Consider the following 25,945-nt stretch of genomic DNA (forward strand, 5'->3'; position numbering starts at 1 on the left):
GATCCGCGCATTGAAACGGTCGCCATAAATGGCGACCCTACGTTGTAGGGGGCGCATTTATGCGCACCGGATGCACCTCACCCCTGCAAATTATCCAGCGCCATATTGAGTCGCAGCACGTTCACTGTCTCTTCGCCGATAAACGGCAGCAGCGGACGCACGGTGTTGCGCGCAATCAGCGCCTCAACGTCTTTCAGCGTCATGTTGCGCGCTGCCGCAATGCGCGGCGCCTGCCAGCGCGCTGCCGCAGGTGAGATATCGGGGTCGAGCCCGCTGCCTGAAGCGGTGACCAGCTCAACCGGCACTGCCGCCGGCGCCTGCGGATTCGCCGCCCGCAGCGCGGCCACGCGCGCAGCGACGGCGCTGTCCAGCGCCGGGTTACTCCCGGCCAGGTTGCTGCCGCCGGAGGCCTGTGCGTTATAAGGCCGCTCCGCCGTGGCCGATGGCCGACCCTGAAAATAGCCAGGCTGAGTGAACAGCTGCCCAATCAGCGCCGAGCCGCGCACGCTGCCCGCCTGCCCCAGCAGCGAACCGCTCGCCTGCTGCGGAAACCACCACTGTGCCAGCCCGGTGGTCAGCAGCGGATAGAGAGCACCGGTAAACAGCATCAGCACTATAAACAATACAACAGCCGGACGTAACTGACTCATCTCTCTTCTCCTTAGACCAGGCCTGACAGCGTGAGCAGCAGGTCAATCGCTTTAATACCGATAAAAGGCACCACCAGCCCGCCCGCACCGTAAATCCACAGATTGCGCCGCAGCAGCGCTGCCGCGCTCACCGGCCGGTAGCTCACCCCTTTCAGCGCCAGCGGAATAAGAAACACAATTACCAGTGCGTTGAAGATCACCGCCGACAGGATCGCCGAGGCGGGAGAGTGCAGCGCCATGATATTAAGCATGCTGAGCTGCGGGTAGGTCACGGCAAACGCCGCCGGAATGATGGCAAAATATTTCGCCACGTCGTTGGCGATGCTGAAGGTGGTCAGCGACCCCCGCGTCATCAGCATCTGTTTACCGATATGCACCACCTCCAGCAGCTTGGTCGGATTTGAGTCGAGATCGACCATGTTCCCCGCCTCTTTCGCCGCCTGGGTGCCGGAATTCATCGCCACCGCGACATCCGCCTGCGCCAGCGCAGGCGCATCGTTGGTGCCGTCGCCGGTCATCGCGACCAGCCGGCCTTCTGACTGATACTGACGGATCAGCGCCAGCTTAGCCTCCGGCGTCGCCTCTGACAGAAAGTCATCCACGCCCGCCTCCGCGGCGATAGCCGCCGCGGTCAGCGGGTTGTCGCCGGTGATCATCACGGTTTTAATGCCCATCCGGCGCAGTTCAGCAAAACGCTCTTTGATGCCGCCTTTGACAATATCTTTCAGCGCCACCACGCCCAGAACCTGCGCGCCTTCCGCCACCACCAGCGGCGTGCCGCCCGCGCGCGCGACCTCTTCAACCCGGGCGTTGACCTCCGCCGGAAAGCGTCCATTGCCGGCGTCGATATAGCGGCGTACGGCGTCCACGGCGCCTTTGCGGATCAGCCGATCCTGTACGTTCACGCCGCTCATGCGGGTCTGAGCGGAAAAAGGGATAAAGCTGGCGCCCATTGCGCTGAGATCGCGTTCGCGCAGGTTAAACCGCTGCTTCGCCAGCACCACAATACTGCGTCCTTCCGGTGTTTCATCTGCCAGTGACGCGAGCTGTGCCGCATCCGCCAGCTGCTCTTCGCTGACGCCCGGCGCGGGCAGAAACTGCGTCGCCTGGCGATTGCCAAGCGTGATGGTGCCGGTTTTATCCAGCAGCAGCACGTCAACGTCCCCTGCCGCCTCCACCGCGCGTCCGCTGGTGGCGATTACGTTTGCTCCCAGCATGCGGCTCATGCCCGCCACGCCAATGGCCGACAGCAGGCCACCAATCGTGGTGGGAATGAGGCAGACCAGCAGCGCCACCAGCACCGTAACGCTCACCGGCGTACCGCCGTACGCGGAAAATGGCCACAGCGTGGCGGTCGCCAGCAGAAATACGATGGTCAGTGAAACCAGCAGAATGGTCAGCGCGACCTCATTCGGGGTTTTACGACGTTTTGCGCCCTCCACCATAGCGATCATCCGATCGAGAAAGGTTTCGCCTGGATTGACGCTGCACCGGATCACCAGCCAGTCAGAGAGAATGCGCGTGCCGCCGGTAACAGAAGCAAAATCGCCGCCGGACTCGCGTATTACCGGCGCCGATTCGCCGGTAATGGCGCTCTCATCCACCGACGCGCCGCCCTCCATTACATCGCCGTCGCACGGGATCACATCGCCCGCCTCAACCAGGACCACGTCACCTCTGCGCAGCGTATCCGCAGAGACTGGCTGCCATGCAGCACCATAGTGCGGCGCCGCAAGCTTCTTCGCCTCGCTGGTTTTCTTAATACCTTTCAGGCTGTTGGCCTGCGCCTTGCTGCGCCCTTCCGCCAGCGCTTCCGCAAAGCTGGCGAACAGCACGGTTATCCAGAGCCAGAAAGCAATGGCACCGGTAAAGCCGGCGCTGCCGCTCAGCCAGCCCGCCAGCATGCCACCGGCCAGCAGCGACGTCAGCACGCTGCCCAGCCATACCAGAAACATCACCGGGTTGCGAAACTGCACGCGCGGATCGAGTTTTTTAACCGCATCCAGCAGCGCGGTGCGGGTCAGCTGCGCATCAAACAGCGCCAGTTGTTGACGACTCATGATTGCGTTATTCCTGAATCAGTTGCAGATGTTCCGCGACCGGCCCAAGCGCCAGTGCGGGAATAAAGGTCAGCGCACCCACCAGCAGCACGGTGCCTGTAAGCAGGCCGATAAACAGCGGGCCGTGCGTCGGCAGCGTACCGTTACCCGCGGGCTGAACGTTTTTCGCCGCCAGCGATCCGGCAATCGCCATCACCGGAATAATGATGCCGAAGCGGCCAGCCAGCATGCAGACGCCGAGCAGCAGGTTCCAGAACGGCGTGCTGGCGCTGAGTCCGGCAAAAGCGCTGCCGTTGTTATTTGCCGCAGATGAGACCGCATAGAGTATTTCGCTGAATCCGTGAATGCCGGGGTTGGCCATCGCCGCGCGACCGGCATCGGTCATCAGCGCCAGTGCGGTACCCAGCAGCACCAGCGCGGGCGTGACCAGAATCGCCAGCGCGGTCATTTTCATCTCCCATACGTCGATTTTTTTACCGCGATACTCCGGCGTGCGTCCGATCATCAGCCCGGCGATAAACACCGCCAGCAGAACGAACAGCAGCATGCCGTACAGCCCTGCGCCCACGCCGCCGAATACCACTTCGCCCAGCTGCATCAGCCACATCGGCACCATGCCGCCCAGCGCGGTAAAGGAGTCATGCATCGCATTGACCGCGCCGCAGGAGGCTGCCGTGGTAATTACCGCGAACAGGCCCGAGTTGAGTATGCCGAAGCGCGTCTCCTTGCCCTCCATGTTGAGCGCGCTGTCAGCGCCCAGCGCCAGGAAATGCGGGTTGCCCCGTACCTCTGCCCATATCACCGCCGAGGCCGCGAGGACAAACAGAATGCTCATGCTCCACAGCAGCATATGGCCCTGCCGGCGATCGTTCAGGTGCTGCCCGAACGTAAAGCAGAGCGCCGCCGGGATCAGGAAAATGCTCAGCATCTGAACAAAGTTGGTCAGGGCGGTCGGATTCTCAAACGGGTGGGCAGAGTTCGCGTTAAAGAACCCGCCGCCGTTGGTGCCGAGCATCTTGATAGCTTCCTGCGAGGCTACCGGACCGAGCGGCAGCGTCTGCTGTGCGCCCTCCAGCGTGGTGAGGGTGTGATACGCCGCAAAGCTCTGGATGGTGCCCTGGCTGACATAAAACAGCGCAATCACCAGGCTGAGCGGCAGCAGAACATAGAGCGTGATGCGCGTCAGGTCACGCCAGGCGTTGCCGAGCGTCGCCAGCGAACGGTTAGCAAACCCGCGCATCAGGGCAAACGCCACGGCGATCCCGGTTGCCGCAGAGAGAAAGTTTTGTACCGTCAGCCCCGCCATCTGGCTGAAGTAGCTCAGGCTGCTCTCACCGCCATACGCCTGCCAGTTGGTATTGGTGACAAAGCTTACCGCGGTGTTAAACGCCAGATCCCAGCTCAGGCCCGGCATCTGCTGCGGATTAAGCGGCAGCGCCCCCTGCAGCATCAGTATCGCCAGCAGCACCACGAAGCCCACGGCGTTAAACAGCAGCAGCGCCAGCAGATAGTGCTGCCAGCGCATCGCCGCTGCGCCGCTGCCCGTCAGCTGCCACAGCAGACGTTCGGTGCGCGGCAGCAGCGGTTTATCCGCCACCAGCCGCGCCAGAAACCGACCCAGCGGCTGCGCCAGCGCCATCAGCACCAGCAGAAACAGCGCGATCAGTAAGAATGCATTCGCCGCCATTAGAATGCCTCCGCATTAAGCAGGGCATAAACCAGATAGCCCAGCAACAAAATCAGCAGCACAATGCCCGCTATTACGCCCACGCTCACAGCAACCTCCGGAGTAGTCAGTAGTGCGACAAGCATGCGCGGCGCGGCATAAAGAAGAGATAAAAAGGCGGAGGGCGGGCGTAAAGAAAGTATAAATATGGCGTAAATTTAAGCGCTTTCCAGCGCCCAGACGCGGTTAAGATCGATGTTCTGCCACAGCGAACCCTCTTCAGCACCGGTAATGCTGTCGGTACAGAAGCTGTCGCCTAAATCGACAATTTCCGGTTTGACTTCGCGCCGGGCATGCAGCGACCAGAAGACGTGCAGTTTAGGCTTCAGCAGCGATTTTTCGCCTGCCTGCACCACCAGCGCGACCCGCCCCGACGCCAGACGCACCAGCGATCCGACCGGATAGATGCCAATCGACCGTACAAAACTGTGCAGCAGCGCAGGATCGAAATGGCCGCGCCAGCTCAGCATGTTGTGCATCGCTTCTGCAGGCGTCCAGCCTTTACGGTAGGGACGATGTGAGGTGAGTGCGTCATAGACATCGCAGACGGAGGCCATGCGGGCATAGAGCGTGATCTCCTCGCCGCGCAGGCCGTGCGGATAGCCGCTGCCGTCAAATTTTTCGTGATGGTGCAGCGCCACATCCAGCAGATCGTAGCCGGCGTCCGCCTCCATCAGCATCTGCGCGCCAACAATCGGATGTTCACGCATGACCGCGAACTCATCGTCGCTCAGCTTGCCGGGCTTATTGAGGATCGCCAGCGGCACGGCCGCTTTGCCGACGTCGTGCAGCAGGCCAGCCATGCCTGCGCGACGCAGCTGGTCGGCCTCCAGGCCCAGTTTCTTACCGAGCGAGATCATCAGCCCGCACACCGCCATGGAGTGCAGATAGGTGTAGTCATCGTGATTTTTCAGGCGCGCCACGCTGAGCAGCGCTGAAGGCTCACGCGCAATCGATCCTGCTATCTGATCAACCAGATCGAGCGTGAAGCTGAGATCGAGGCGCTGCCCCATACGAGCCTCATTAAACATCGCCAGCACGCGCGGCTTGCCCTGGGCGAAAATCTGCTGCGCCTGATCCAGCTCGCGGAAAAAGGCACTCTCCGCAACCGGCGCTCTGACGGGCTGGCTGCGCGGGATCGGCACCGACTTATCAAGATCGATCCAGACCTGGCGGATCCCTTCACTGCGGATCATGGCGATCTGGCGGCGATCGGTGATCAGCATAAGGTTGCGAATGCGCCGATCTTTCAGCCACCAGACCTCAAGTTTGTGGATAAACATGCCCTCTTGCAGTTCGTCCACGGAAATCAGCTTTATCACACATACTCTCCTGACTCGCTGTGGATGGTCAGGAGGGATATCGGCAGCTGATCAAAAAATCTTCAGAGGCGTTTTGTGCGGCTGTGAGCCCGCCGGTAAAGCGCACATTTTCCCGCTGGTGCCCTTTACCGGTGGCGGTGAACAGACTACCGGCTCAGAGCACCTTCGCCCTGCTCACGGTGCGGCGTGCGCGTCTGGCTCGCAGGCGTCTGGCTCTCTGCGCGCTGAATCGGTCCCATTACCAGCAGAAACAGCAGGGCCGCGATAATACAGTGCGCGCCAACAAACAGCAGGCCGACGCTGTAGCTGCCGGTCAGGCCAACGATAATGCCAAACAGCAGCGGCGTAATGAAGCCAGCCATATTACCGATACCGTTGAAGATAGCACCCGCCAGCCCCACCGCCTCTTTTGGCGCGGTGTCGCTGACAATGGTCCAGGTGCCCGCCCCCGCCGCCACGCCCTTGCCGAAGAACGCGAAAGACATGATAGCGATAATACCGGCGTTGCTCGGGATCACCGCGGCCAGCGTCAGCGAAGCCGCCATCACCATACCGGCGATAAACGGCCCCTTACGTGCCCAGGAGAGGCTCCAGCCGCGCGCCAGCAGCTTGTCAGAGAGAAAACCGCCGCTGATGCCGCCGAGAAATCCAAACAGCGCCGGCGCAATGGTGGCAAAACCGGCATCCATGATATTCATGCCGCGCGCCTGAACCAGATAGATAGGGAACCAGGTAATGAAGAAGTAGCTGAGTGCAATCGTACAGTACTGCCCCAGATAGGCGCACCACAGCATGCGGCTGCTGAGCAGAAGTTTAAACATGCGTTTATCGACCGGAGGACGGGCTTTCAGCGTCTCTGCGGCGTCTATATCCACCAGCGCACCGCCCTGCTCAATGTACTCCAGCTCGCTTTTTGTCACGCGCGGATGCTGACGCGGCGTGTGCATCCACGCCATCCAGCCAAACACGGCCAGAATGCCGATGGTGCCCAGTACAAAGAACGGCCACTCCCAGCCAAACCGCATGACCAGCCAGCCTGAGATGGGCGAAAAAATGGCGACGGCAAAATATTGCGCCGAAGCAAACAGCGATGAGGCACGGCCGCGTTCGGCTCCGGGAAACCACATAATGACCGCGCGGGCGTTAGCGGGAAAGCTTGGTGCTTCGATCAGCCCCAGCGCAAAACGCAGCGCGAACATCAGCGTCAGCGTCATGGTGACGCCGGTGGAGAACTCACCGACAAAGCCCATCAGCAGCGTGGAGACCGACCAGAGCACCAGTGTCGCGCCATAAACTTTTTTGGTGCCGAAGCGGTCGAGCAGCAGGCCGCCGGGGATCTGACCAATCACGTAAGCCCAGCTGAAGGCGGAGAGGATCAGGCCAAGCTGGATCGCCGAAAGGCCAAACTCCTCTTTGATCGCGGAACCGGAGATCGACAGGATCGAACGGTCAGCATAGGCCACCACCGACAGAAACAGGATCAGGCACAGGATCCAGAGGCGCACACGGCTGGTTTCACTGCGGGTTTGACGTTGCAACATAGGCTCAGTTCCTTGAAAGGGGAAGCGTCCTGTCGCGATGCGACAGGGATCAGCAATACCGCGCAATCTTTACTGTTCAGCAACTATAGAAAGCGGGCTGGTGCGCGGTCATTGTGCGGTTGCAGGGATCGGCAGGTTAAAAACGCCCCCGCTTTCAGCGTTTGGCACAATGCAGCGTGCTGTGCCGCACAGATTGCCGATCTTTCTCCGGTGACCGCCGCAGAGTGTGCGCCAGGCGAAAGAAAAGGCGGCTGGCGCTGGCTATGTGGGAGCCGATCTGTGCTCCCGGCAGCAAAACGCGCACCGGCAGATTGTCAGGCTGATGCGTCGATCGTAGTCTCAAATGGTTATAAATGGTCATTTTTATCGATAATGGAATTTTTGTTCCACACCCTCTTCTCTTATGCTCTGGAGTATGTGATGAAAACAGTAAAAGCGGTGCTGCTGGTGGGATTGCTTTCGGTTTCTGCGTCGTCGCTGGCGGATAAAATCGGCGTGTCGATGGCCTACTTTGATCAGAACTTTTTAACCATTATCCGCCAGTCGATCGATAAAGAGGCGAAAGCGCGCGGGCTGGCGGTGCAGTTTGAAGATGCACGCGGCGATGTCGGCCGCCAGACCGATCAGGTACAGAGTTTTATCGGCGCAGGTGTGGATGCCATCATTGTCGATCCGGTGGACNTTATCCGCCAGTCGATCGATAAAGAGGCGAAAGCGCGCGGGCTGGCGGTGCAGTTTGAAGATGCACGCGGCGATGTCGGCCGCCAGACCGATCAGGTACAGAGTTTTATCGGCGCAGGTGTGGATGCCATCATTGTCGATCCGGTGGACTCGGCCAGCACGCCGCAGCTGACCCGTCTGGCGCAGCAGGCAAAGATTCCGCTGGTGTATGTAAACCGTACGCCGGGCGACAAAACGCTGCCGCCGGGAGTGGTGTTTGTTGGCTCGGATGAGCGTGAGTCAGGCACGCTGCAGATGGAAGCGCTGGCTAAAATGGCTAATTACAAAGGCAATGTGGCGATTATGATCGGCAATCTCACTGATGCCGGCGCCCTGCAGCGTACGAAAGATGTGGAGCAGGTGGTAGCGAAATATCCCGGCATGAAAGTGGTGCAGAAACAGCCGGCTAATTATGCGCGCAACGAAGGCATGGATTTAATGCTTAACTGGCTTGGCAACGGCGAGGCGATTGATATTGTCGCGGCGAACAACGATGAGATGGCGATTGGCGCGGCCATGGCGCTGGCAAAAAGCAACAAAAAGCTGCTGATTGGCGGCATTGACGCCACGCCGGATGGTCTGCAGGCGCTGGCGCAGGATAAAATTCAGGTCACCGTATTTCAGGACGCCATCGGCCAGGGCAAAACGTCCGTTGAGGTCGCGCAAAAGCTGATTGCCGGTGAGAAAGTCGCTTCTCACGTCTGGATCCCGTTCGAACTGGTTACCAAAGAGAATATGCAGAACTACGTTAAAAAGAGCCAGTAGCCCCGCCTGAGAACGCAGCAGAGCCGCACGGTGCGGCGGCTCTGCTGTCAGCTCTTATTTTCGCGCATTTCAGAAAGCGCGCGCAGCGTCACTGACGGTCGCGCAGTTTCGCCATCACCACAATATCGTGATAGTCGCCATCGCGCAGGCACGCTTTACGCTTGACGCCCTCATGCTCAAAGCCCAGACGCGTATAGAGGCGCAGCGCGCGCGCGTTGTCATGAAACGCTTCCAGCTCCACGCGGATAATCCCCATCCAGTTAAAGGCGTAGTCGAGCCCGGTGCGGATTAGCTGCTCGCCGATGCCGCGTCCGGCAAACGCCGGATCAACGCTGATGCCAAAGCTCAGGCTGTGGCGGGTGCGCAGCCGCTGTTCGGTAAACAGCGTCAGTTCGCCCACCAGCTGCCCATCGAGCTCAGCGACAAACGCGATATAGCCCTCAGCGTCCATGCGCTCAAATTTTTTCTCCCACGTCGCCACGCTGGGAAAGGGCAGCTGCGTGGTCCAGCGATATACCTCTGGCTGACTGTAGAGACGCTGGTAAGCCGCGGCGTCACGCGGTTCGCGGCCGCGAATCTTTATCTCCATATCCGTGATCTCCGTCTGATTGCACTAAGCTGTTAACTCTGACCTTCCGGAAAGAGTGACCCTATGTTGTTTCGCCGTTTTGAACGTTTTATCAATATTTTTCAGGATGCACCAACGGATTCTCCCCCCGCCACCCTCGGCGCGTTCTATCGCTACTATCTGCGTCAGGTATGGCCAGGTTTCGCCGCGCTGCTGGTGGTGGGCCTGGCGCAGGCGCTGATTGAAGTGGCGCTGTTCAGCTATCTCAGCCGTATTATCGACCTCGTCAACCATGCCACGCCCGCAACGCTGTTCAGTGAACACTGGCCGGTGCTGCTCTGGATGGCGGCGGTGGCGCTGATCCTGCGGCCGGTGGTGATCGCCCTGCACGACCTGCTGGTTCACCAGAGCATCAACCCCGGCATGACCAGCATGATCCGCTGGCAGCATCATAACTATGTGCTGCGCCAGAGCCTGAACTTCTTTCAGAACGATTTTGCCGGCCGCATCGCCCAGCGCATCATGCAGACCGGCAACGCGCTGCGCGATTCGGCGGTACAGCTGGTGGACGCCATCTGGCATGTGGTGATTTACGCCGGTACCTCGCTGGTGCTATTTGCAGAAGCGGACTGGCGGCTGATGATCCCGCTGGTGATCTGGCTGATCGCTTACAGCCTGTCACTGCGCTTTTTTGTCCCGCGCGTGAAGCAGCGGTCGGTGGTCTCTTCAGAGGCGCGATCGCGCCTGATGGGCACCATTGTGGATGGTTACACCAACATTGCCACCATCAAGCTGTTTGCGCATACCGATCTGGAGAAGCGCTACGCGCGCGAGGCGATTCAGGATCAGACCGATAAAACCCGCCACGCCAGCCGCATGGTGACCAGCATGGACATCACGCTCTCCACGCTGAATGGCCTGCTGATTGTCAGCACCTCCGGGCTGGCGCTGTGGCTCTGGAGTCAGTCGCTGATCAGCGTTGGCGCCATTGCGCTGGCGACCGGGCTGGTGATCCGGCTGGTGAATATGTCAGGCTGGATCATGTGGGTGGTGAACGGTATTTTTGAAAATATCGGCATGGTGCAGGATGGGCTGGGCACTATTGCGCAGCCGCTCAGCGTCCAGGATGCGCCGGCGGCACCACCGCTGCGGGTGACGCGCGGCCAGATCCGCTTTGAAGATGTGCGCTTTGATTATGGCACTCACCGTCAGGTGATTAACCGGCTGAACCTGACGATTAAACCGGGTGAAAAAATCGGCCTGATTGGCCCTTCCGGTGCCGGTAAATCCACGCTGGTGAATCTGCTGCTGCGTCTGTATGACCTCAACGGCGGCCGCATTACAATTGACGATCAAAATATTGCGGATGTAACGCAGGCGAGCCTGCGCGGGCAGATTGGTATGATCACGCAGGATACTTCACTGCTGCACCGTTCCATTCGCGACAATCTGCTCTATGGTCGTCCCGACGCCACGGAAGCGGAGCTGCAGGCGGCCATCACGCAGGCGCGTGCCGATGAGTTTATCCCGCTGCTCTCTGATTCTCAGGGACGTACCGGGCTGGAGGCGCACGTCGGCGAGCGCGGCGTCAAGCTCTCTGGCGGTCAGCGACAGCGTATCGCTATCGCCCGCGTGCTGCTCAAGGATGCGCCGATTCTGATTATGGATGAAGCTACCTCGGCGCTGGACTCTGAGGTGGAAGCGGCCATTCAGGAGAGTCTGGAGAGCCTGATGCAGGGCAAAACGGTGATCGCCATCGCCCATCGCCTCTCGACCATCGCGAAGATGGATCGGCTGGTGGTGCTGGAGCAGGGTGAGATCGTGGAGATGGGCAATCACCACGAGCTGCTGACGCAGAACGGCCTCTATGCCCGCCTGTGGCAGCATCAGACCGGCGGCTTTGTCGGCACCGATTAATCGCCGCGCCGGAACGGCAGGGCTGCGCGCGCTTCATCGGCCCAGTCGTGCACTCCTGCCCGTTCCTGCTGCAGAAAATCTTCCACCGCCGCGCGCAGTCCCGGATGCGCCAGATAGTGCCACGAGTGCGTTATCACCGGCTCAAACCCGCGCACCAGTTTGTGCTCACCCTGCGCTCCCGCATCAAAGCGCTGCAGCCCTTCTGCGATAGCAAACTCCATGCCCTGATAAAAACAGGTCTCAAAGTGCAGGCGGTCAAACTCTGCCAGACAGCCCCAGTAGCGGCCATAAAGCGTGGTGCTGTCGCACAGATAAAAGGCCATCGCGGCAGGCCGCTCATCCAGCGTGGCGATAACCACGCGAATCGCCTGCGGCATACGCTCTGCCAGCAGACTGAAAAACGCGCGCGTCAGGTAAGGACGCTGGCCGCGTACCGCATAGGTGCTGACGTAGCAGGTGTAGACAAAATCCCACTGATGCTCCCGCAGTTCATCACCGCGATACCAGCTAAAGACAAAGCCGCTCTGCTGCACCAGCTCCCGCTCTTTGCGCAGCTGCTTGCGTTTACGCGACATCAGCGTATCAAGAAAGTCGGCAAAGTCACGGTAGTGACGGTTATGCCAGTGATACTGCAGGCCGAGGCGCATCAGCCAGTCGGACTGCTCTGCGATCAGTGCATTGGCGGACGGTGTGGTGAAGTTGATATGCGCGCCGCTTATCTGCCGCGCCAGCAGCGCATCCGGCAGCGCGGCCAGCAGCTGACTGATGGCGGACGCTTCGCCCAGCAGACGCTGCCCCGTCACCGGGCTAAACGGAACGGCACCGAGCCATTTGGGGTAGTAGCGGATCCCCGCGCGCTGGCACGCCTCGGCCCAGGCCTGATCGAAGACATATTCTCCGCGCGAGTGGGATTTAACATAGCCCGGCAGCGCGGCGACGGTTTTGCCCTGCTCCCGCCAGAGCAGGTGTGCCGGCTGCCAGCCCGTTTCAGCGCGCACGCTGCCGCTCTCCTCAAGGGTAGTCAGAAAGGCGTGGCGTAAAAAGGGCTGATCGTCAGGCAGCAGCGCGTCCCATTCAGCAGCCGCGATCTCCGTCAGTGATGATAGAAAATGCAGTGACATGCAGCTCTCCCGGCCAGGGGCGCCCTTTATGACGCCCGGATGAATGCGTATACGATACGTCACAGCGCTCTTTCCCGCCATGATGCAATGCAGGGGTGGTGCGAGCTGCGGCCCCTACGATGCACCTGTAGGGGCGCCATTAATGGCGCCCGGGTTAATGCGCGTGCGGGACGTCGGTGCGGTGCGCGTTGTGACCAGGGGCGCATTAATGCGCCCCCTACGATGCCCCGCGTAGGGGCGCCATTTATGGCGCCCTGGTTTAATTCGCGTGCGGGACGTGATGACGTCGGCGCGGTGCGCGTTGCGGCCAGGGGCGCATTAATGCGCCCCCTACAATGCCCCCGTAGGGGCGCCATTTATGGCGCCCTGGTTTAATTCGCGTGCGGGACGTAATGACGTCGGCGCGGTGCGCGTTGTGATCAGGGGCGCATTAATGCGCCCCCTACAATGCCCCGCGGTTAATTCGCGTGCGGGACGTAATGATGCCATCAATGCGCCCCCTTACAGGCATACGGGTTGATGCGTATACTCTGGCTTTGGCCTGCCTGGAGAGAAGATGGATCGACTCGATTGTGACCGGATGTTTGTCGCTGTGCTGGAGACGGGCAGCTTTGCCGCTGCGGCGATGCGCCTTGGCGCCAGCAGCGGGCAGGCGTCAAAGCTGGTGTCGCGGCTTGAGCAGCTGCTGGGCGTTCAGCTGCTCAAGCGTACCACGCGGGCGCTCTCTCCGACCGATGCGGGCCGCGCTTACTATGAACGCATTAAAACACTGCTGGATGCGTTTGATGCGCTGGATGACGCTATGCGGGAAAATGCCAGCCTGCCCTCTGGCCGGCTGCGCATCAGCGCGCCAGGCACGTTTGGGACGGCGGTACTGGCACCGGTGCTGGTCGCGTTTGCCCGTCACTATCCGCTAATCGAACTGGACGTCAGTTTTTCCGATCGCGCTGTCAATATCGTGGATGAAGGGTTCGATCTGGCGGTGCGCATCGGGCGCCTCGATGACAGCAGCCTGATCGCCCGGCGACTGGGTGATGTACCGGTGCATATCGCCGCATCCCCGGCCTACCTGCACCAGCATGGCGCGCCGCAGCACTGGCGCGATCTCGCCCGACACCAGTGCATCAGCGATACCAACTTTCGCGATCCGTGGAACTGGCCTTTTGTCACGGCTGCAGGCGACAGCGCTACGGTACCGATCCGCGGCCGCCTCTGTTTTTCCAATACCGAAGCGTGCCTGCACGCTGCCGTCGCCGGGCTCGGTATCGCCCGCCTGCCCGGCTTTATCGCTACGCCCGCCCTGCAGCGTCAGGAGATTGTTACGCTGCTGGCGGAGTTTGCGCCGCCGCCCCTGGGGCTGTTTGCACTTTACCCCTCTGCCCGTTTTCTGGCGCAAAAAACCCGGCTGCTGATCGACTTTCTGGCCAGCCACTTCCTTCATCAGCCGCCCGCCTGATTACTTCCATTTCGGAAAGAATGAAAGCCGTTTTGCCTGGATTATCACCAGGCCCGCGGCGCGCTACTCTCTGCGCCCTGATTACACAGGAGCAGCGTTATGTTAGTGAATGGCAAATGGAGTGAAGCCTGGCATCCGGTACAGGCCACCGATCGGCAGGGTGGATTTGTACGACAGACCTCGCAGTTTCGTCACTGGATCAGTGCTGATGGCACAACCGAATTTGCCGCAGAGCCGGATCGCTACCATCTCTACGTGGCGCTAATCTGCCCGTGGGCATCGCGTACGCTGATTGCGCGCAGCCTGAAAGGTCTGGAACAGGTGATTACTGTTTCCGTAGTCGAACCGCAACTGGGCAGCGCAGGCTGGCGCTTTGGCGATTATCCGGGGGCGCAGCGCGACACGCTGAACCAGGCTGAGTATCTGCATGAACTCTATACCCGCGCCGATGCCGCTTTTACCGGACGCGCCACCGTCCCGGTGCTATGGGATAAAAAGACGCAGACTATCGTCAATAACGAGTCGGCCGATATTCTGCGCATGCTGAACAGCGGCTTTGGCGATCTGGCTGACGATCGTCTGGATCTCTATCCTGCCGATCTGCGCACGGAGATCGATGCGCTGAATGAAACGATCTACACCCGGTTAAACAACGGTGTCTACCGCACCGGCTTTGCCACCACCCAGGTAAGTTATCAGCAGGCCTTCAGCGATGTTTTTACGCAGCTGGATGAGCTGGAAGCGCTGCTGAAAGATGGCCGTACCTTTGTGCTGGGCGAACGCCTGACGGAAACCGACATCCGGCTGTTCGTCACGCTGATTCGTTTTGACGCCGCCTACTATGGCCTGTTCAAATGCAACCTGCGCCGTCTGTGCGACTATCCGCTGCTGGATCGCTATCTGAAAAGCGTTCTGGCGGTCTCAGGCATACGACAGACGGTGAACATGGACCATATCAAACAGGGCTACTATTCGATTAAAGCGCTGAACCCCAACGGCATCGTGCCCGCCGGGCCGGATATGGCAGCGTACGGTTTTTAAGGAGCAGGCATGGCGAAAGCACTGGTTATTTTTCTGCATGGCGTTGGCAGCAGCGGTGACGATCTGGCGGTGCTCGGTGAGCACTGGAGCGGGCTGCTGCCCGACGTGGCGTTTGCTTCCCCCGACGCGCCCTGGCCATTTGAGCATGCGATGGGCTATCAGTGGTTCAGCCTGACCGGCGTTACGCCGGAGAATCGTCCGGCGCGCGTGCGTGCGGCGCGCAATGCATTTGACGATACGCTGCAGCGCCTGATGGCGCAGCACGGTATGCCGGATGCCTGGGAAAACGTTATTCTGGTCGGCTTCTCGCAGGGATCGATCATGGCGCTGGATGCACTGGCTTCAGGACGCTACCCGCTGGCGGGCGTGGTGGCATTTTCCGGCCGGCTGGCATTCGACGAACCGCTAACCCCGCAGCCCTGCGCTTCCGCGCTACTGATCCACGGCAAAGCAGATGAGGTGATCCCCTTCGGTGAAACAGCGTCCGCCGTCAGCCGGTTACAGGCGGCAGGCGTTAACGTAACGGCCGCGTTTGAAGCCACCACCGGCCACACCATCTCGCCGCAGGGCGCAAGAGAAGCAGTAACCTATATTGCGCAGTGCCTGCAGGATTAGCGCCAGCAGCGATTCAGCGCCTGCCAGGCGCGCCGTGCGCTCTCTGCCGCCGGCTGCGCTTTCAGCTGGTCATTGAATACTTCAATGCCAACCGGACCAGCATAACCGGCTCGCTGCAGGCGACTGACAAAGCTGTCCACATCAATAATGCCGTCGCCCGGCAGCAGCCGCTGGTGACGCGCATAGTCGCTCAGCGCCTGATTATTCTGCGGCGGCCGTTCAGCCATATCGCACAGCTGGACTTCATAGATACGACTGGCCGGGATGCCCTCAAGGTGCGACGCGTCACCACCCAGCGCGCAGATATGAAACAGATCTACTACCAGGCCAACATTAGGCAGGTCAAGACGCTGCAGGCGCTGCCAGGCAAGCGGCAGCGTGTTGTCCACGCTGCTCCACGCCATTGGCTCATACATGATGCGCATCTCATGGCGCGCCGCTTCCGCCGCCAGCCAGCGCAGATCGTCATCAATGCGTTCCGGGATGCAATCCTGTCGCGTGGTGGCAGGCGCCTGGATGGTGTCGCAGCCAATCGCGCGCGCCAGCCGGATAAACTGCTGCAGCTCCTCACGCTTTTGCTGGCGCTCGCTGTCCGGCACGCCGGTAAAGTCGCGCAGCACCTGCAGATTAGTGAAACGGATCGCGGAGTGCGCTAAGTGCGCCGTCTCCATCTTTTCCACATCTTCGCGCCAGATTTCAGCCTGATCAAAACCTGCATCCTGCGCCGCGCGCAGCTTTGCTGCAGGCTCGCCCTGCAGCAGGACCAGATTAAGAAAAAGTGGATTGCCCGGCATGGTTACGCTCCTTTGCGTCTGAACAGAATCCTCCCTGACGGGCCGCTGACGGGCGCTCAGCCGAGCAGGTTAACCACTGCAAAGCCCGCAAAGGTCATCAGCAGCGAACCCACGACATGCACCATCACGCTCGACATTGCCCACAGGTATTTACCTGATTGTAGCAGGCTGACAATCTCTGCTGAGAAGGTAGAAAACGTGGTCAGTCCGCCGCACAGCCCGGTGACGATCAGCAGTTTCCATGCCGGATCGAGCTGTGGGTAGCGCATAAACCACGCCAGAGCGGCGCCAATGATGAAACCGCCCGCCAGGTTTACAATCAGCGTGCCTGGCGGCAAATCAGGAAACAGCGCGTTAAAACGCAGCGAGATAAGCCAGCGCAGGGTGCAGCCAGCAGCTCCGCCGACGATGACGGCGCACAGCGACTTCAGCATAATTTGATCTCCGGAATGAAGCGCGCGTAACGGCAGCAGGAAACGAAAAACGCCTGACCCGCCGCCCTCTCCGCGCAGGGATAAGCGTATAGTCAGGCGTCATCAGCCGTCTGAAAACAGCGGCGGTTGGATCGGGTGGTACGCCATCACCCGTGCTGAGATAATACGCTATCGCCGGTAAACGATCACCCTGCCGGCAGCAGCGCCGGGTTACGGTCAGACACCCGGTGACGCAGACGACCGATTTTTTCAATCTCCACTTCAATCTCATCACCCGGGAACATAAACAGCGGTGGCGTACGCTTTTTGCCGACGCCGCCGGGCGATCCGGTAATAATGACGTCTCCCGGGGAGAGCGGGCTGAACGCAGAGATATACTCGATAATTTTCGCCACCGGATGCACCATGCTGGCCGTGGTGTCGTTCTGCACTTCGCGCTGGTTAAGCCAGGTTTTGATCGCCAGCTGCTGCGGATCCGGGATCTCATCAGCCGTGGTCATCCACGGGCCAAAGCCGCCGGTCTGCTGCCAGTTTTTTCCGGCGGTAAACCAGGTAAACTGCATATCGCGGACAGTGGCATCCATAAAGCAGCTATAGCCCGCCACATACGTCAGCGCGTCGCTTGCCGGCACCTGCGAGGCGGCTTTGCCGATAATCACGGCCAGCTCGCCCTCATAATCGAATTCTGCGGTGGTCGCGGGCTTCAGCAGCGGCTGTTCATGCGCCGCCAGTGAGTCAGCGAAACGGACAAACAGCGTGGGCGCCTCCAGCGTTTCCGCAAACTCTTTACGTTTATCGGCATAGTTCATGCCGACGCAGAACACTTTTCCCGGCTGCTCAATGACCGGCAGAAAACGAATGGCACTAAACGCATGATCCGCTGGCAGATGCTCAAATGCGGCCAGATCGCTGATACCGCCGCGCGCCAGCAGGGTTTTCAGGTCGGGACAGGCGTCACCCAGGCGCAGCCCAAGATCAACAACACCCTCTTTCTGCACGATGCCATAGCTTTTGCGTGCACAATCAATCAGATAAAAACTGCAAAGCTGCATAACCGCCTCGTTATAATAAGAAATGGCGCGCAGCGTATCAAAAGCCAGCCAGAAATGCGGTATGACCTGCAAAGAAAGTGGTGAAGGTTTGTGTCAGTCTGCGTGCGGGAAAGGACAAAGAAGAGAGGTGATAATCATCCTTCAATCCCTGAAGGCGATTATCGAGGGTAACTCTGGACGCTTAAGAAAGCGCGCCCGGCGGTACGTGTTTAAAGGTTGCGACATAGGCGCGAAACACATAACGGAAAAAAGCTTTCATGAAACACCTGACTCAAATATTGTTGAAAAATTACGCGCAAATTATAGCGGCAGCGCGTTTTTCATGCAATTTTATTTGAGCCAGATCACAAAATTAACGTTCAGTTCATCAATCCCAGATGCTCAATCAGAATTGTGCTGCCGATACAGATCAGCACCACGCCCCCCAGCACTTCTGCCCACTTACCCAGTACAGGGCCGATAAAGCGTCCCACCAGCACACCGGTTGTCGCCATCAGCGTGGTTGCAGCACCAATGGTCAGCGCGGTGAACAGGATATTAACCTGCAGGAAAGCGAGACCGACGCCGACGGCCAGCGCATCAAGGCTGGTGGCAACCGCCGTCAGCGCCAGCACCATAAAGCCGTGCTGCTGCGGCGCTTCACAGGGCTCATCTGCTGTCTGGCGGAAACCTTCCATAATCATACGGCCGCCCAGGACGCTAAGCAGACCAAAGGCCACCCAGTGATCCCACGCCATAATATAATGACTGGCCGCCAGGCCGATTGCCCAGCCGATGAGCGGCGTCAGCATTTCGATGGCACCAAAAATCAGGCCAGTGCGTAAGGCTTCTTTAATTCCCGGACGGTGCAACGACGCACCTTTACCCAGTGCAGCGGCAAAGGCGTCCATTGACATGCCAAAAGCCAGGATCAGGGTTGCGATGAATGTCATGGGTTTTTAGCCAGTTAGCGAACAAATGCGTAAATCCTCTGCTTTGTTCGTCTTAATATGTCAGTCATAAAAAAGTGCGCGCAGTCTAGCATGCAAATACCCCAAAAAAAAGACAACAAAATCAGGGGTTTAAGTATAGCAAAGGCTATAACTCTTAACTGCCGCTATTTTTAACGCTAAGTTGATGGAATCGAAGAAATTTCCTAGCATCGTCTGATTCACAGATTGCACTGCCCGCCCCTTTTATGCGCTAATGCCCGCGCAATATTGACAGGAAAAGAGCGATGAAAAACCCTTTCGAAACACTGATTATTCCAGGCGGGATCCTGCTGCTGGGCTTTCTTTCGGCGCTTCTGCTGCCCGCCCCCTCTTTTGGTCTGATATGGGCGCAGCGACTGCAGCAGAGCTTACACCTCCAGGATCTCAACCAGCTCTATACGCTGGTGTTTTGCCTGTGGTTCCTGCTGCTTGGCACGCTGGAGTTTTTTGTTATTCGTTTTATCTGGCGTCGCTGGTTTCAGATGCGCTGACCTCTCTCTTAAACGCTTCGCCCGTTAAAATCAGAATCACAGAAATGTAACACTATTTTTACACAGACGGGCGACATATCACGCAACAAAAAATCCCCGTTTCCAGCTCGCCATAAATATTTCTTATTATTCAGAGTGTTATTTTGTGATGCGTGTCACCGTTCATCTTTTAACCTCTGTAATCTCATCACAATTACATAACATTGATATCTGCATAACCTGCTGATTAGCGGATAAAAATATCTTATAAGCCGCCGCTCAGGCTGATTAATTCTTATGCTGAATCATTTCGGCATTTAAAAAATAAACAAACGTTTAATTCCAATACGAGAATGTTATATTCAGAAGCATATGCATAACGTGTAGTTAACCGTTATCGCCCCATTGGCTTAACCTGAGTCTTAACCCTTTGAGATAGCGCAGCGCGCGTAAACCGCGCGGCTATTTTGCCTGCCAACCTGTTGAGCTTCAGGTCAACAGAAGAGGAGATGTCGCCTCATGAGCAACACTGCGGTAAACCTGGCGCTGAGCAGCGCTGCAATGGATGGTGCAAAACGTCAGGAACGGAAAGAAGTTGATGTCCTGCTGATTGGCGCAGGCGTAATGAGCGCTACGCTCGGCACCTGGCTGCAGGAGCTGGAGCCAGACTGGTCCATTGAAATGGTTGAGCGTCTGAATGACGTCGCAGTGGAATCCTCTAACGGCTGGAATAATGCCGGTACCGGTCACGCCGCGCTGGCCGAGCTTAACTACACGCCGCAAAAGGCGGATGGTTCGATCGATATCACTAAAGCGGTAGCCATTAATGAATCTTTCCAGATGTCGCGTCAGTTCTGGGCGCATCACGTGCAGAAAGGCAACCTGCAGGATCCCAAAAGCTTTATCCATACCACACCACACATGAGCTTTGTGTGGGGTGACGCTAACGTCGACTTCCTGCGCAAGCGTTTCCAGGCGCTGCAGAAGAGCACGCTGTTCCGCGGCATGCACTATTCAGAAGATCGCGAGCAGATTGCGCAGTGGATCCCGCTGGTCATGAAAGGACGCGATCCGCAGCAGAAGGTCGCCGCCACCTGGACCGATATGGGTACAGACGTCAACTTTGGTGAAGTGACGCGTCAGCTGATCGCCGCCCTGGAGAAAAAACCGCATTTCCGCCTGCGTATGCGGCAGGAAGTGCGTGACCTGGTACGTCTGAACGATGGCCGCTGGCAGGTTACGTTGATGAACCTGGATACCAGTGAACAGCGTACCCTGATTACCCGCCAGCTGTTTATCGGTGCCGGCGGTGCGGCGCTGCCGCTGCTGCAGAAATCAGGCATTCCTGAGGTTAAAGGTTACGCCGGCTTCCCGGTGGGCGGCTCTTTCCTTGTGACCGAAAATCCGGATGTGGTCGCGCAGCATATGGCCAAGGTCTACGGCAAAGCCAGCGTCGGCGCACCGCCAATGTCAGTGCCGCACGTGGATACGCGCGTGCTGGATGGCAAACAGGTGCTGCTGTTTGGCCCGTTCGCCACCTTCTCCACTAAGTTCCTGAAACAGGGTTCGCTGCTGGATATGTTTGGCGCGATGAACACCAGCAACCTGCTGCCGATGATGCAGGTCGGCCTGAAGAGTTTTGACCTGGTGAAATATCTGGTTGATCAGGTGCTGCAGAGCGATGCCGATCGCATGGAGGCGCTGCGTGCCTATGTGCCGCAGGCGAAACAGGAAGACTGGCGCCTGGTCACGGCGGGCCAGCGCGTGCAGATTATCAAAAATGATGAGCTGGAAGGCGGCGTGCTGCGCCTCGGCACTGAAGTGGTAACGTCTGCTGATGGCTCTATTTCTGCGCTGCTGGGCGCCTCGCCTGGCGCATCGACCGCGCCACCGATTATGCTGGAGCTGATGGCAAAAGCTTTCCCTGAGCAGATGCGCTCACCGGAGTGGCAGACTAAAATCCGGGCCGTTATTCCGTCATGGGGCCGCAAGCTTAATGGTGACGTGGCGCTGACTGAGAAAGTACTGGCCGATACCAGTCGCATACTGCAGCTGGAATATGAGCCGGTGATCACCTCGCACGCGGCAAACGACGAAGCGCGGATCACCGCTCACGTGGTCGGCAAATAGCTGACTGCTCAGGTGCGCCGCCCGGCGCACCTGCTCTACAGTGCGCTCAGCGCGTCATACCCCATCCAGCCGGTCGTTGCCACCAGCGATAGCGCCATCAGCGTGTTAAACAGGCGCCGCTTCCAGTGCGTCTGCAGATACGTCCGCAGCCGATCGCCCAGCGCTGCCCAGAGCAGAATGCAGGGCAGATTGAGCGCGGCAAAACCGATCAGCACCAGCCAGACGTTGCTGCTGCTGGCGTAAAGCAGCGCAACGTTAGTGACCATCAGCCAGGCCTTGGGATTAACCGCCTGAAAAGCCACGCCGCCCAGCAGCGTCATGGGACGCGGACGGACGCTGGCCTGCGGCGCACCGGCGTGAAAAATTTTCCATGACAGCCATAGCAGATAGCCGCAGCCCGCCAGCGTCAGCGGCAGGCGCACGACTGCCATCCACGTCAGCAGCAGCTCCAGCGCCACGCTCGCCAGCAGCATCTGCAGCGCGCAGCCAAGCAGTATACCGCCCAGCACAGGCAGCGTGCGACGAAAGCCGAAATTGACCCCTGATGTGGCCAGCAGCAGATTGTTCGGGCCGGGCGTAATAGACATGATGGTGACATAACTGAAAAAGGCGGGATCGAGCATAAGAGTTCTCCGGGCTGAATAAGCTGACTCCATCGTAATGCCGCTGCCGCAATGGCGACAGAGACAGCAATTCAGTATTGTAATGGGTACAGTTCCAGTTTCTCTGTTTTGTACCTGTCGCTTTCGGAGGCCATTGTGTCCCTCGCGTTTACTGACGATCAACCGCGCTACCAGCAGCTGGCAGCAAAATTTGCCGACGCTATTCATCAGGGTTCGCTGCGACCGGGTGCCCGCCTGCCCGCCATCCGGCGAGTGGCGCAGTCGCATCAGCTCAGCGTAAATACCGTGCTCAGCGCCTGGCAACTGCTGGAGGATCGCGGCCTGATTGAGGCGCGGCCGCAGTCAGGTTATTACGTTCGCGGCGTATTGCCTGCCGTTACGCTACAGCCGCAGCCGCCCGCCGCAGAGAGTGGCGATCCGGATGCACAGAAGCTGGCGCTGATTGAGCAGGTTTTTGCCGCGCAGAATAATCCCGGCTACACCAATATTTCGCTGGCCTGTCCGCAGGACAGTGAGCTTTTTCCTTCAGCGAAGCTGGGCCGGATCACCGCCGCGCTGATCCGGCGCCAGGGCGACATTATCGGTCGTTATGCGCTGCCGCCCGGCAGCGAGCGGCTGCGCGAGGAGATCGCCCGGCGCAGCGTGCATACCGGACTGAACCTTACCGCTCAGGCGATTACCCTGACCCACGGCTGCATGGAGGCGCTGCAGCTGGCGCTGCGCGCTGTCACGCAGCCCGGCGACTGTATCGGGCTGGAGTCCCCCACCTATTTTTTCCTGTTTCCGCTGCTCGCCTCGCTCGGACTGAAAGCGCTGGAGATCCCTACCGACCCGCAGCGCGGTCTTTCACTGGACGCGCTGGAGATGCTGCTGCAGGAGCAGCGCATTCAGGCGCTGATCGCTATGCCGGGCGCGCAAAACCCGCTGGGCTACGTGATGCCGCTGGAGAACAAAAAACGGCTCGCCGCGCTGATAAATCACTATCGCATTCCGCTGATTGAGGACGGGCTCTACGATGAACTGCAGTTTGACTGGCCGCTGTCACCGCCGGTTAAAGCGTTCGATCGCGATGGCTGGGTGATTTACTGCACCAGCTTTACCAAAACCGTGGCGCCTGATTTTCGCATCGGCTGGACCGCCGCGGGCCGGTTTCACGCCAGCATTGCGCGGCTGAAAGCGGTCTCGTCGATGACTGAATCGCAGCTGCTGAGCGAGACGCTGGCAGAGTTCCTTGCCAGCGGGGGCTACGATCACCATCTGCGCTCGCTGCGCCGACGCTACGCGGCAAATCTGGATGCGGCGCGGGGCATTCTGGCGCGCCATTTTCCGCAGGGAACGCGCGCCACGCTGCCGCGCGGTGGCTTTGTCTTCTGGGTCGAGCTGCCGGGTGAGATTGATACCGTGCTGCTGTTTAATCGTCTGCTGCAGGAGCAGATCTGCGTCACGCCAGGCGCGCTCTATACGCTAAGCGAACGCTACCGGCATGCGCTGCGCCTCTCCTGCTGTTATCCGTTCGACGCGCGTTATACCCGTGCCTTAGCGCGCACGGGTGCTCTGGCATGCGAGATGAGCGGCATTGCCCCTGCTGCGCCTTAAGGCGTGCCGTTGCGCCCCCAGGTGGTAAACCCGGGGCGCTCCGTCAGCCGCTCATAGTAGGTCTGTATTGCCGGAAAATCGGGGTGATCCAGCGGCGTCTCAAACCAGCGGTTCACCGCCAGTCCGATGGGAATATCCGCCAGGCTGAAGTGACGCCCGGCCACATAGCGGCCCGATTTTTCCAGCTGCTGATTGAGTATTCCCATGGTGTGCGTCCAGCCTTTTACCGCTGCCGCGAGCAGACGGGGATCCTGATGCGCCGGTGAGTTTCGTACCAGCGACATAAAGGCGTAGCGCCAGGAGGTGTTAAGCTCGGTAGCCTGCCAGTCGATCCACTGATCCACCGGCGCGCGTAAGCGCGGCTCCTCCGGATAGAGCCATGCACCACCGTAACTGTTGGCCAGGTAGCGCAGAATAGCGTTGGATTCCCATATCACCAGCCCGTCGTCGATGATGACCGGTACCAGGGCGTTAGGATTTAGCGCCATAAACTGCGGTGCATGCAGTGAAAGCCCGTCGTCGCCCCAGGATTCATGCTTATAGGTGATATTCAGCTCAGCGCAGAGCCACAGCACCTTGCGCACGTTGATTGACGTTTTACGACCTAAAATTTTTAACATCGCGGACTCCGCCTGCAGAATTATTAATCTATTCATAGTCCTGTTAGCGCGCTTTTACCATGCGCAGGGTATCATTCCACACATTGGCTGACTGAAAAGGAACTGTTATGAGAGTGGCGTTTAAACAGGTGGATGTCTTTACCACTATGGCATTTCGGGGAAATCCGCTGGCCGTGATCATGGATGCAGAGGGATTAACTGACGATCAGATGGCAGCGATTGCGCGCTGGACCAATCTGTCAGAGACCACGTTTGTTTTGCCGCCAGAGAGCAGCGCGGCGGACTATCGCATCCGCATTTTTACCCCTTCAGGTGAGCTGCCGTTTGCCGGTCACCCGACGCTGGGTACAGCCCATACGCTGCTGGAAGCGGGCTGGCCGCGGAAAAACGCCGGCTGTATTGTTCAGGAGTGCGGCGTCGGACTGGTTGAGGTGCGTATCGCCGCCGATGGCGCGCTGGCATTCGCTGCCCCGACGGCAACCCTGACGCCGTTCAGCGATGCGCTGATGAGCCGCGCGCTTAACAGCGAGGCCTTTGATCTGACGCAGTCGCCCGCCGTAGCGGATATGGGTATTCGCTGGCTGCTGATCCCGCTCAGCAGCGCGCAGGCAGTCATCGACGTCACGGCTTCCGTGGCCGATCTGCAGCAGCTGCAGCAGCGGGCGGGCGTCAGCGGCGCGCTGATTTTCGGCGCGCTGCCGCCGGGGGAACCGGAGCAGTATGAGGTCCGCGCGCTGTTTGTGGAGAATGGCAGCCTGACTGAAGATCCGGTCACCGGCAGCGCCAACGCCTGTCTGGCACGCTACCTGGCGGCCCAGGGCCAGACGCGCAGCTACCGGGCGCGTCAGGGCAGCGCGATTCAGCGCAACGGCCGTATCGACGTTACCTATACGGAAGAGGCGATCTGGATTGGTGGCCAGACGGTAACGGTAATCGACGGTACCATCGCGCTCTGACGCGCCGCTCTGACGTCAGCAGGCGATCACAACGCCTGACCGCCTGATGCTTCAATGCGCTGGGCGGTGATCCAGCCGCTCTCCTCGCTCAGCAGCATGCAAATAGCGTCGCCGATGTCGTCCGGCAGCCCGACCCGCCCCAGCGCGGTGACGGACGCAATCTGCGCGTTCAGTTCACGCGTATCGCGTACCCGTCCGCCGCCAAAGTCAGTCTCAATGGCGCCGGGTGCCAGAATATTGACGCGAATGCGGCGTGCGCCCAGCTCCTTCGCCTGATAGCGCGTCAGCACCTCCATGGCGCCTTTCATTGCGGCATAGGTCCCGGAGCCGGGCTGCGTGATGCGGGTCAGTCCGCTGGAGATATTCAGAATACGCCCGCCGTCGTTCAGCAGCGGCAGCAGCGTCTGGGTCAGAAAAAACGGGCCTTTCAGATGTACGTTAACCAGCGCATCAAACTCCGCCTCGGTGGTATCGGTCAGCAGCTGATAGTGACCATGGCCGGCGTTATTCACCAGAAAATCGAACCGGTCGCGCTGCCAGACGCGCTGCAGCGTCTGCGTAAGCTGTTGTGCAAAAGCAGCGAACTGGCGGCTGTCGCCAACGTCCAGCAGCAGCGCAGCCGCCCGTACGCCCAGCGCTTCGATCTCCTCTGCCACCCTCTGCGCTTCATCAGCGTGATTTCGGTAAGTAAACACAATATGTGTGCCGCGTGCGGCCAGTTTCAGGGCTGCATTACGTCCCAGACCACGGTTTCCGCCGGTAATCAGCGCTATTTTGTGACTCATAACTCTCTCCTG

24 protein-coding genes and 1 riboswitch are annotated in these 25,945 nt (G+C 59.3%); of the genes, 9 read left to right on the forward strand and 15 right to left on the reverse strand.

From position 1 onward, the window contains the following. Window positions 1-77 precede the first annotated feature (77 nt). From kdpC to F3I15_RS16710, 6 genes are all read right to left on the reverse strand, one after another. Window positions 78-650, reverse strand: a complete 573-nt coding sequence (gene kdpC / locus F3I15_RS16685) for a potassium-transporting ATPase subunit KdpC (protein WP_150018674.1) — start codon at window positions 648-650, stop codon at window positions 78-80. 11 nt (window positions 651-661) lie between these two features. Then, entirely contained in the window at window positions 662-2,710 is a 2,049-nt protein-coding gene (kdpB, locus tag F3I15_RS16690; protein WP_150018675.1) for a potassium-transporting ATPase subunit KdpB, read from the reverse strand. Between the two features lie 7 nt (window positions 2,711-2,717). Continuing rightward, window positions 2,718-4,397: a potassium-transporting ATPase subunit KdpA gene (kdpA, locus tag F3I15_RS16695; RefSeq protein ID WP_150018676.1), complete on the reverse strand. Its 1,680-nt coding sequence runs from the start codon at window positions 4,395-4,397 to the stop codon at window positions 2,718-2,720. Continuing rightward, a complete protein-coding gene (kdpF, locus tag F3I15_RS16700; RefSeq protein ID WP_071669265.1) occupies window positions 4,397-4,486 on the reverse strand; it encodes a K(+)-transporting ATPase subunit F in 90 nt (29 codons plus the stop codon). The genes kdpA and kdpF overlap by 1 nt, the downstream gene beginning before the upstream one ends. A gap of 108 nt (window positions 4,487-4,594) precedes the next feature. Continuing rightward, complete coding sequence (locus tag F3I15_RS16705) at window positions 4,595-5,758, reverse strand: HD-GYP domain-containing protein (protein ID WP_150018677.1); 1,164 nt, start codon at window positions 5,756-5,758, stop codon at window positions 4,595-4,597. A gap of 146 nt (window positions 5,759-5,904) precedes the next feature. Beyond that, entirely contained in the window at window positions 5,905-7,299 is a 1,395-nt protein-coding gene (locus F3I15_RS16710) for an MFS transporter (RefSeq protein WP_150018678.1), read from the reverse strand. A gap of 420 nt (window positions 7,300-7,719) precedes the next feature. Between F3I15_RS16710 and F3I15_RS16720 the strand changes: the two genes are divergently transcribed. Continuing rightward, window positions 7,720-8,784: a sugar ABC transporter substrate-binding protein gene (locus F3I15_RS16720; RefSeq protein WP_223810729.1), complete on the forward strand. Its 1,065-nt coding sequence runs from the start codon at window positions 7,720-7,722 to the stop codon at window positions 8,782-8,784. 88 nt (window positions 8,785-8,872) lie between these two features. On the opposite strand, the gene F3I15_RS16725 is transcribed toward F3I15_RS16720, so the two are convergent. After that, window positions 8,873-9,373, reverse strand: a complete 501-nt coding sequence (locus tag F3I15_RS16725; RefSeq protein WP_039381066.1) for a GNAT family N-acetyltransferase — start codon at window positions 9,371-9,373, stop codon at window positions 8,873-8,875. 63 nt (window positions 9,374-9,436) lie between these two features. Here F3I15_RS16725 and F3I15_RS16730 point away from each other — a divergent pair, with 63 nt between their 5' ends. Then, window positions 9,437-11,269, forward strand: a complete 1,833-nt coding sequence (locus tag F3I15_RS16730) for an ABC transporter ATP-binding protein (RefSeq protein ID WP_150018679.1) — start codon at window positions 9,437-9,439, stop codon at window positions 11,267-11,269. Here F3I15_RS16730 and F3I15_RS16735 read toward each other — a convergent pair. Continuing rightward, window positions 11,266-12,390, reverse strand: a complete 1,125-nt coding sequence (locus F3I15_RS16735) for a GNAT family N-acetyltransferase (RefSeq protein WP_150018680.1) — start codon at window positions 12,388-12,390, stop codon at window positions 11,266-11,268. The two genes, F3I15_RS16730 and F3I15_RS16735, sit on opposite strands and share 4 nt — an antisense overlap. A gap of 556 nt (window positions 12,391-12,946) precedes the next feature. Between F3I15_RS16735 and F3I15_RS16740 the strand changes: the two genes are divergently transcribed. The 3 genes from F3I15_RS16740 (at window position 12,947) to F3I15_RS16750 (ending at window position 15,502) form a co-directional block, all read left to right on the forward strand. Next, entirely contained in the window at window positions 12,947-13,846 is a 900-nt protein-coding gene (locus F3I15_RS16740; RefSeq protein ID WP_150018681.1) for a LysR family transcriptional regulator, read from the forward strand. A 99-nt stretch (window positions 13,847-13,945) separates the two neighbouring features. Further along, entirely contained in the window at window positions 13,946-14,887 is a 942-nt protein-coding gene (locus tag F3I15_RS16745; RefSeq protein WP_150018682.1) for a glutathione S-transferase family protein, read from the forward strand. A 9-nt stretch (window positions 14,888-14,896) separates the two neighbouring features. Continuing rightward, complete coding sequence (locus F3I15_RS16750; protein WP_150018683.1) at window positions 14,897-15,502, forward strand: alpha/beta hydrolase; 606 nt, start codon at window positions 14,897-14,899, stop codon at window positions 15,500-15,502. Here the strand turns inward: F3I15_RS16750 and F3I15_RS16755 are convergent. From F3I15_RS16755 to mntP, 4 genes are all read right to left on the reverse strand, one after another. Next, the gene (locus F3I15_RS16755) at window positions 15,499-16,296 is read right to left on the reverse strand and encodes a sugar phosphate isomerase/epimerase (RefSeq protein ID WP_150018684.1); all 798 of its coding nucleotides are present in this window, start codon (window positions 16,294-16,296) and stop codon (window positions 15,499-15,501) included. The two genes, F3I15_RS16750 and F3I15_RS16755, sit on opposite strands and share 4 nt — an antisense overlap. A gap of 56 nt (window positions 16,297-16,352) precedes the next feature. Then, a complete protein-coding gene (crcB, locus tag F3I15_RS16760) occupies window positions 16,353-16,730 on the reverse strand; it encodes a fluoride efflux transporter CrcB (protein ID WP_150018685.1) in 378 nt (125 codons plus the stop codon). 86 nt (window positions 16,731-16,816) lie between these two features. Continuing rightward, a riboswitch (Fluoride riboswitch) is annotated at window positions 16,817-16,890 on the reverse strand. Window positions 16,891-16,915: 25 nt separating this feature from the next. Further along, on the reverse strand, window positions 16,916-17,782 hold the full coding sequence (locus F3I15_RS16765; protein ID WP_150018686.1) for a fumarylacetoacetate hydrolase family protein: 867 nt from the start codon (window positions 17,780-17,782) through the stop codon (window positions 16,916-16,918). A gap of 359 nt (window positions 17,783-18,141) precedes the next feature. Continuing rightward, on the reverse strand, window positions 18,142-18,714 hold the full coding sequence (mntP, locus tag F3I15_RS16770) for a manganese efflux pump MntP (RefSeq protein ID WP_150018687.1): 573 nt from the start codon (window positions 18,712-18,714) through the stop codon (window positions 18,142-18,144). A 284-nt stretch (window positions 18,715-18,998) separates the two neighbouring features. Here mntP and F3I15_RS16775 point away from each other — a divergent pair, with 284 nt between their 5' ends. Together F3I15_RS16775 and mqo are read left to right on the forward strand one after the other, a co-directional pair. After that, window positions 18,999-19,244, forward strand: a complete 246-nt coding sequence (locus F3I15_RS16775) for a DUF1158 domain-containing protein (protein ID WP_039381087.1) — start codon at window positions 18,999-19,001, stop codon at window positions 19,242-19,244. 498 nt (window positions 19,245-19,742) lie between these two features. After that, the gene (gene mqo / locus F3I15_RS16780; RefSeq protein ID WP_150018688.1) at window positions 19,743-21,353 is read left to right on the forward strand and encodes a malate dehydrogenase (quinone); all 1,611 of its coding nucleotides are present in this window, start codon (window positions 19,743-19,745) and stop codon (window positions 21,351-21,353) included. Between the two features lie 35 nt (window positions 21,354-21,388). Here mqo and F3I15_RS16785 read toward each other — a convergent pair whose 3' ends face one another. Then, entirely contained in the window at window positions 21,389-21,976 is a 588-nt protein-coding gene (locus tag F3I15_RS16785; protein ID WP_150018689.1) for a LysE family translocator, read from the reverse strand. 135 nt (window positions 21,977-22,111) lie between these two features. Here F3I15_RS16785 and F3I15_RS16790 point away from each other — a divergent pair, with 135 nt between their 5' ends. After that, window positions 22,112-23,572, forward strand: a complete 1,461-nt coding sequence (locus F3I15_RS16790; protein ID WP_223810730.1) for a PLP-dependent aminotransferase family protein — start codon at window positions 22,112-22,114, stop codon at window positions 23,570-23,572. Here F3I15_RS16790 and F3I15_RS16795 read toward each other — a convergent pair. Continuing rightward, window positions 23,569-24,192 carry a glutathione S-transferase family protein gene (locus tag F3I15_RS16795; protein WP_150018691.1) on the reverse strand — a complete coding sequence of 208 codons (624 nt, stop codon included), beginning with the start codon at window positions 24,190-24,192 and terminating at the stop codon, window positions 23,569-23,571. The two genes, F3I15_RS16790 and F3I15_RS16795, sit on opposite strands and share 4 nt — an antisense overlap. 107 nt (window positions 24,193-24,299) lie before the next feature. Between F3I15_RS16795 and F3I15_RS16800 the strand changes: the two genes are divergently transcribed. Further along, window positions 24,300-25,148, forward strand: a complete 849-nt coding sequence (locus tag F3I15_RS16800) for a PhzF family phenazine biosynthesis protein (protein WP_150018692.1) — start codon at window positions 24,300-24,302, stop codon at window positions 25,146-25,148. A gap of 26 nt (window positions 25,149-25,174) precedes the next feature. On the opposite strand, the gene F3I15_RS16805 is transcribed toward F3I15_RS16800, so the two are convergent. Beyond that, window positions 25,175-25,933, reverse strand: a complete 759-nt coding sequence (locus tag F3I15_RS16805) for an SDR family NAD(P)-dependent oxidoreductase (protein WP_150018693.1) — start codon at window positions 25,931-25,933, stop codon at window positions 25,175-25,177. Between the last annotated feature and the right edge of the window lie 12 nt (window positions 25,934-25,945).

The sequence above is a fragment of the Pantoea sp. M_9 genome (genome assembly GCF_008631385.1).
GTDB lineage: Bacteria > Pseudomonadota > Gammaproteobacteria > Enterobacterales > Enterobacteriaceae > Pantoea > Pantoea eucrina.

Bases quoted from the DNA above. Each gene is read 5' to 3' on its own strand.
- kdpC (WP_150018674.1), bottom strand. From the start codon at position 650: ATGAGTCAGTTACGTCCGGCTGTTGTATTGTTTATAGTGCTGATGCTG.
- kdpB (WP_150018675.1), bottom strand. From the start codon at position 2,710: ATGAGTCGTCAACAACTGGCGCTGTTTGATGCGCAGCTGACCCGCACC.
- kdpA (WP_150018676.1), bottom strand. From the start codon at position 4,397: ATGGCGGCGAATGCATTCTTACTGATCGCGCTGTTTCTGCTGGTGCTG.
- F3I15_RS16710 (WP_150018678.1), bottom strand. From the start codon at position 7,299: ATGTTGCAACGTCAAACCCGCAGTGAAACCAGCCGTGTGCGCCTCTGG.
- F3I15_RS16725 (WP_039381066.1), bottom strand. From the start codon at position 9,373: ATGGAGATAAAGATTCGCGGCCGCGAACCGCGTGACGCCGCGGCTTAC.
- F3I15_RS16730 (WP_150018679.1), top strand. From the start codon at position 9,437: ATGTTGTTTCGCCGTTTTGAACGTTTTATCAATATTTTTCAGGATGCA.
- F3I15_RS16735 (WP_150018680.1), bottom strand. From the start codon at position 12,390: ATGTCACTGCATTTTCTATCATCACTGACGGAGATCGCGGCTGCTGAA.
- F3I15_RS16740 (WP_150018681.1), top strand. From the start codon at position 12,947: ATGGATCGACTCGATTGTGACCGGATGTTTGTCGCTGTGCTGGAGACG.
- F3I15_RS16745 (WP_150018682.1), top strand. From the start codon at position 13,946: ATGTTAGTGAATGGCAAATGGAGTGAAGCCTGGCATCCGGTACAGGCC.
- F3I15_RS16750 (WP_150018683.1), top strand. From the start codon at position 14,897: ATGGCGAAAGCACTGGTTATTTTTCTGCATGGCGTTGGCAGCAGCGGT.
- F3I15_RS16755 (WP_150018684.1), bottom strand. From the start codon at position 16,296: ATGCCGGGCAATCCACTTTTTCTTAATCTGGTCCTGCTGCAGGGCGAG.
- crcB (WP_150018685.1), bottom strand. From the start codon at position 16,730: ATGCTGAAGTCGCTGTGCGCCGTCATCGTCGGCGGAGCTGCTGGCTGC.
- F3I15_RS16765 (WP_150018686.1), bottom strand. From the start codon at position 17,782: ATGCAGCTTTGCAGTTTTTATCTGATTGATTGTGCACGCAAAAGCTAT.
- mntP (WP_150018687.1), bottom strand. From the start codon at position 18,714: ATGACATTCATCGCAACCCTGATCCTGGCTTTTGGCATGTCAATGGAC.
- F3I15_RS16775 (WP_039381087.1), top strand. From the start codon at position 18,999: ATGAAAAACCCTTTCGAAACACTGATTATTCCAGGCGGGATCCTGCTG.
- mqo (WP_150018688.1), top strand. From the start codon at position 19,743: ATGAGCAACACTGCGGTAAACCTGGCGCTGAGCAGCGCTGCAATGGAT.
- F3I15_RS16785 (WP_150018689.1), bottom strand. From the start codon at position 21,976: ATGCTCGATCCCGCCTTTTTCAGTTATGTCACCATCATGTCTATTACG.
- F3I15_RS16795 (WP_150018691.1), bottom strand. From the start codon at position 24,192: ATGTTAAAAATTTTAGGTCGTAAAACGTCAATCAACGTGCGCAAGGTG.
- F3I15_RS16800 (WP_150018692.1), top strand. From the start codon at position 24,300: ATGAGAGTGGCGTTTAAACAGGTGGATGTCTTTACCACTATGGCATTT.
- F3I15_RS16805 (WP_150018693.1), bottom strand. From the start codon at position 25,933: ATGAGTCACAAAATAGCGCTGATTACCGGCGGAAACCGTGGTCTGGGA.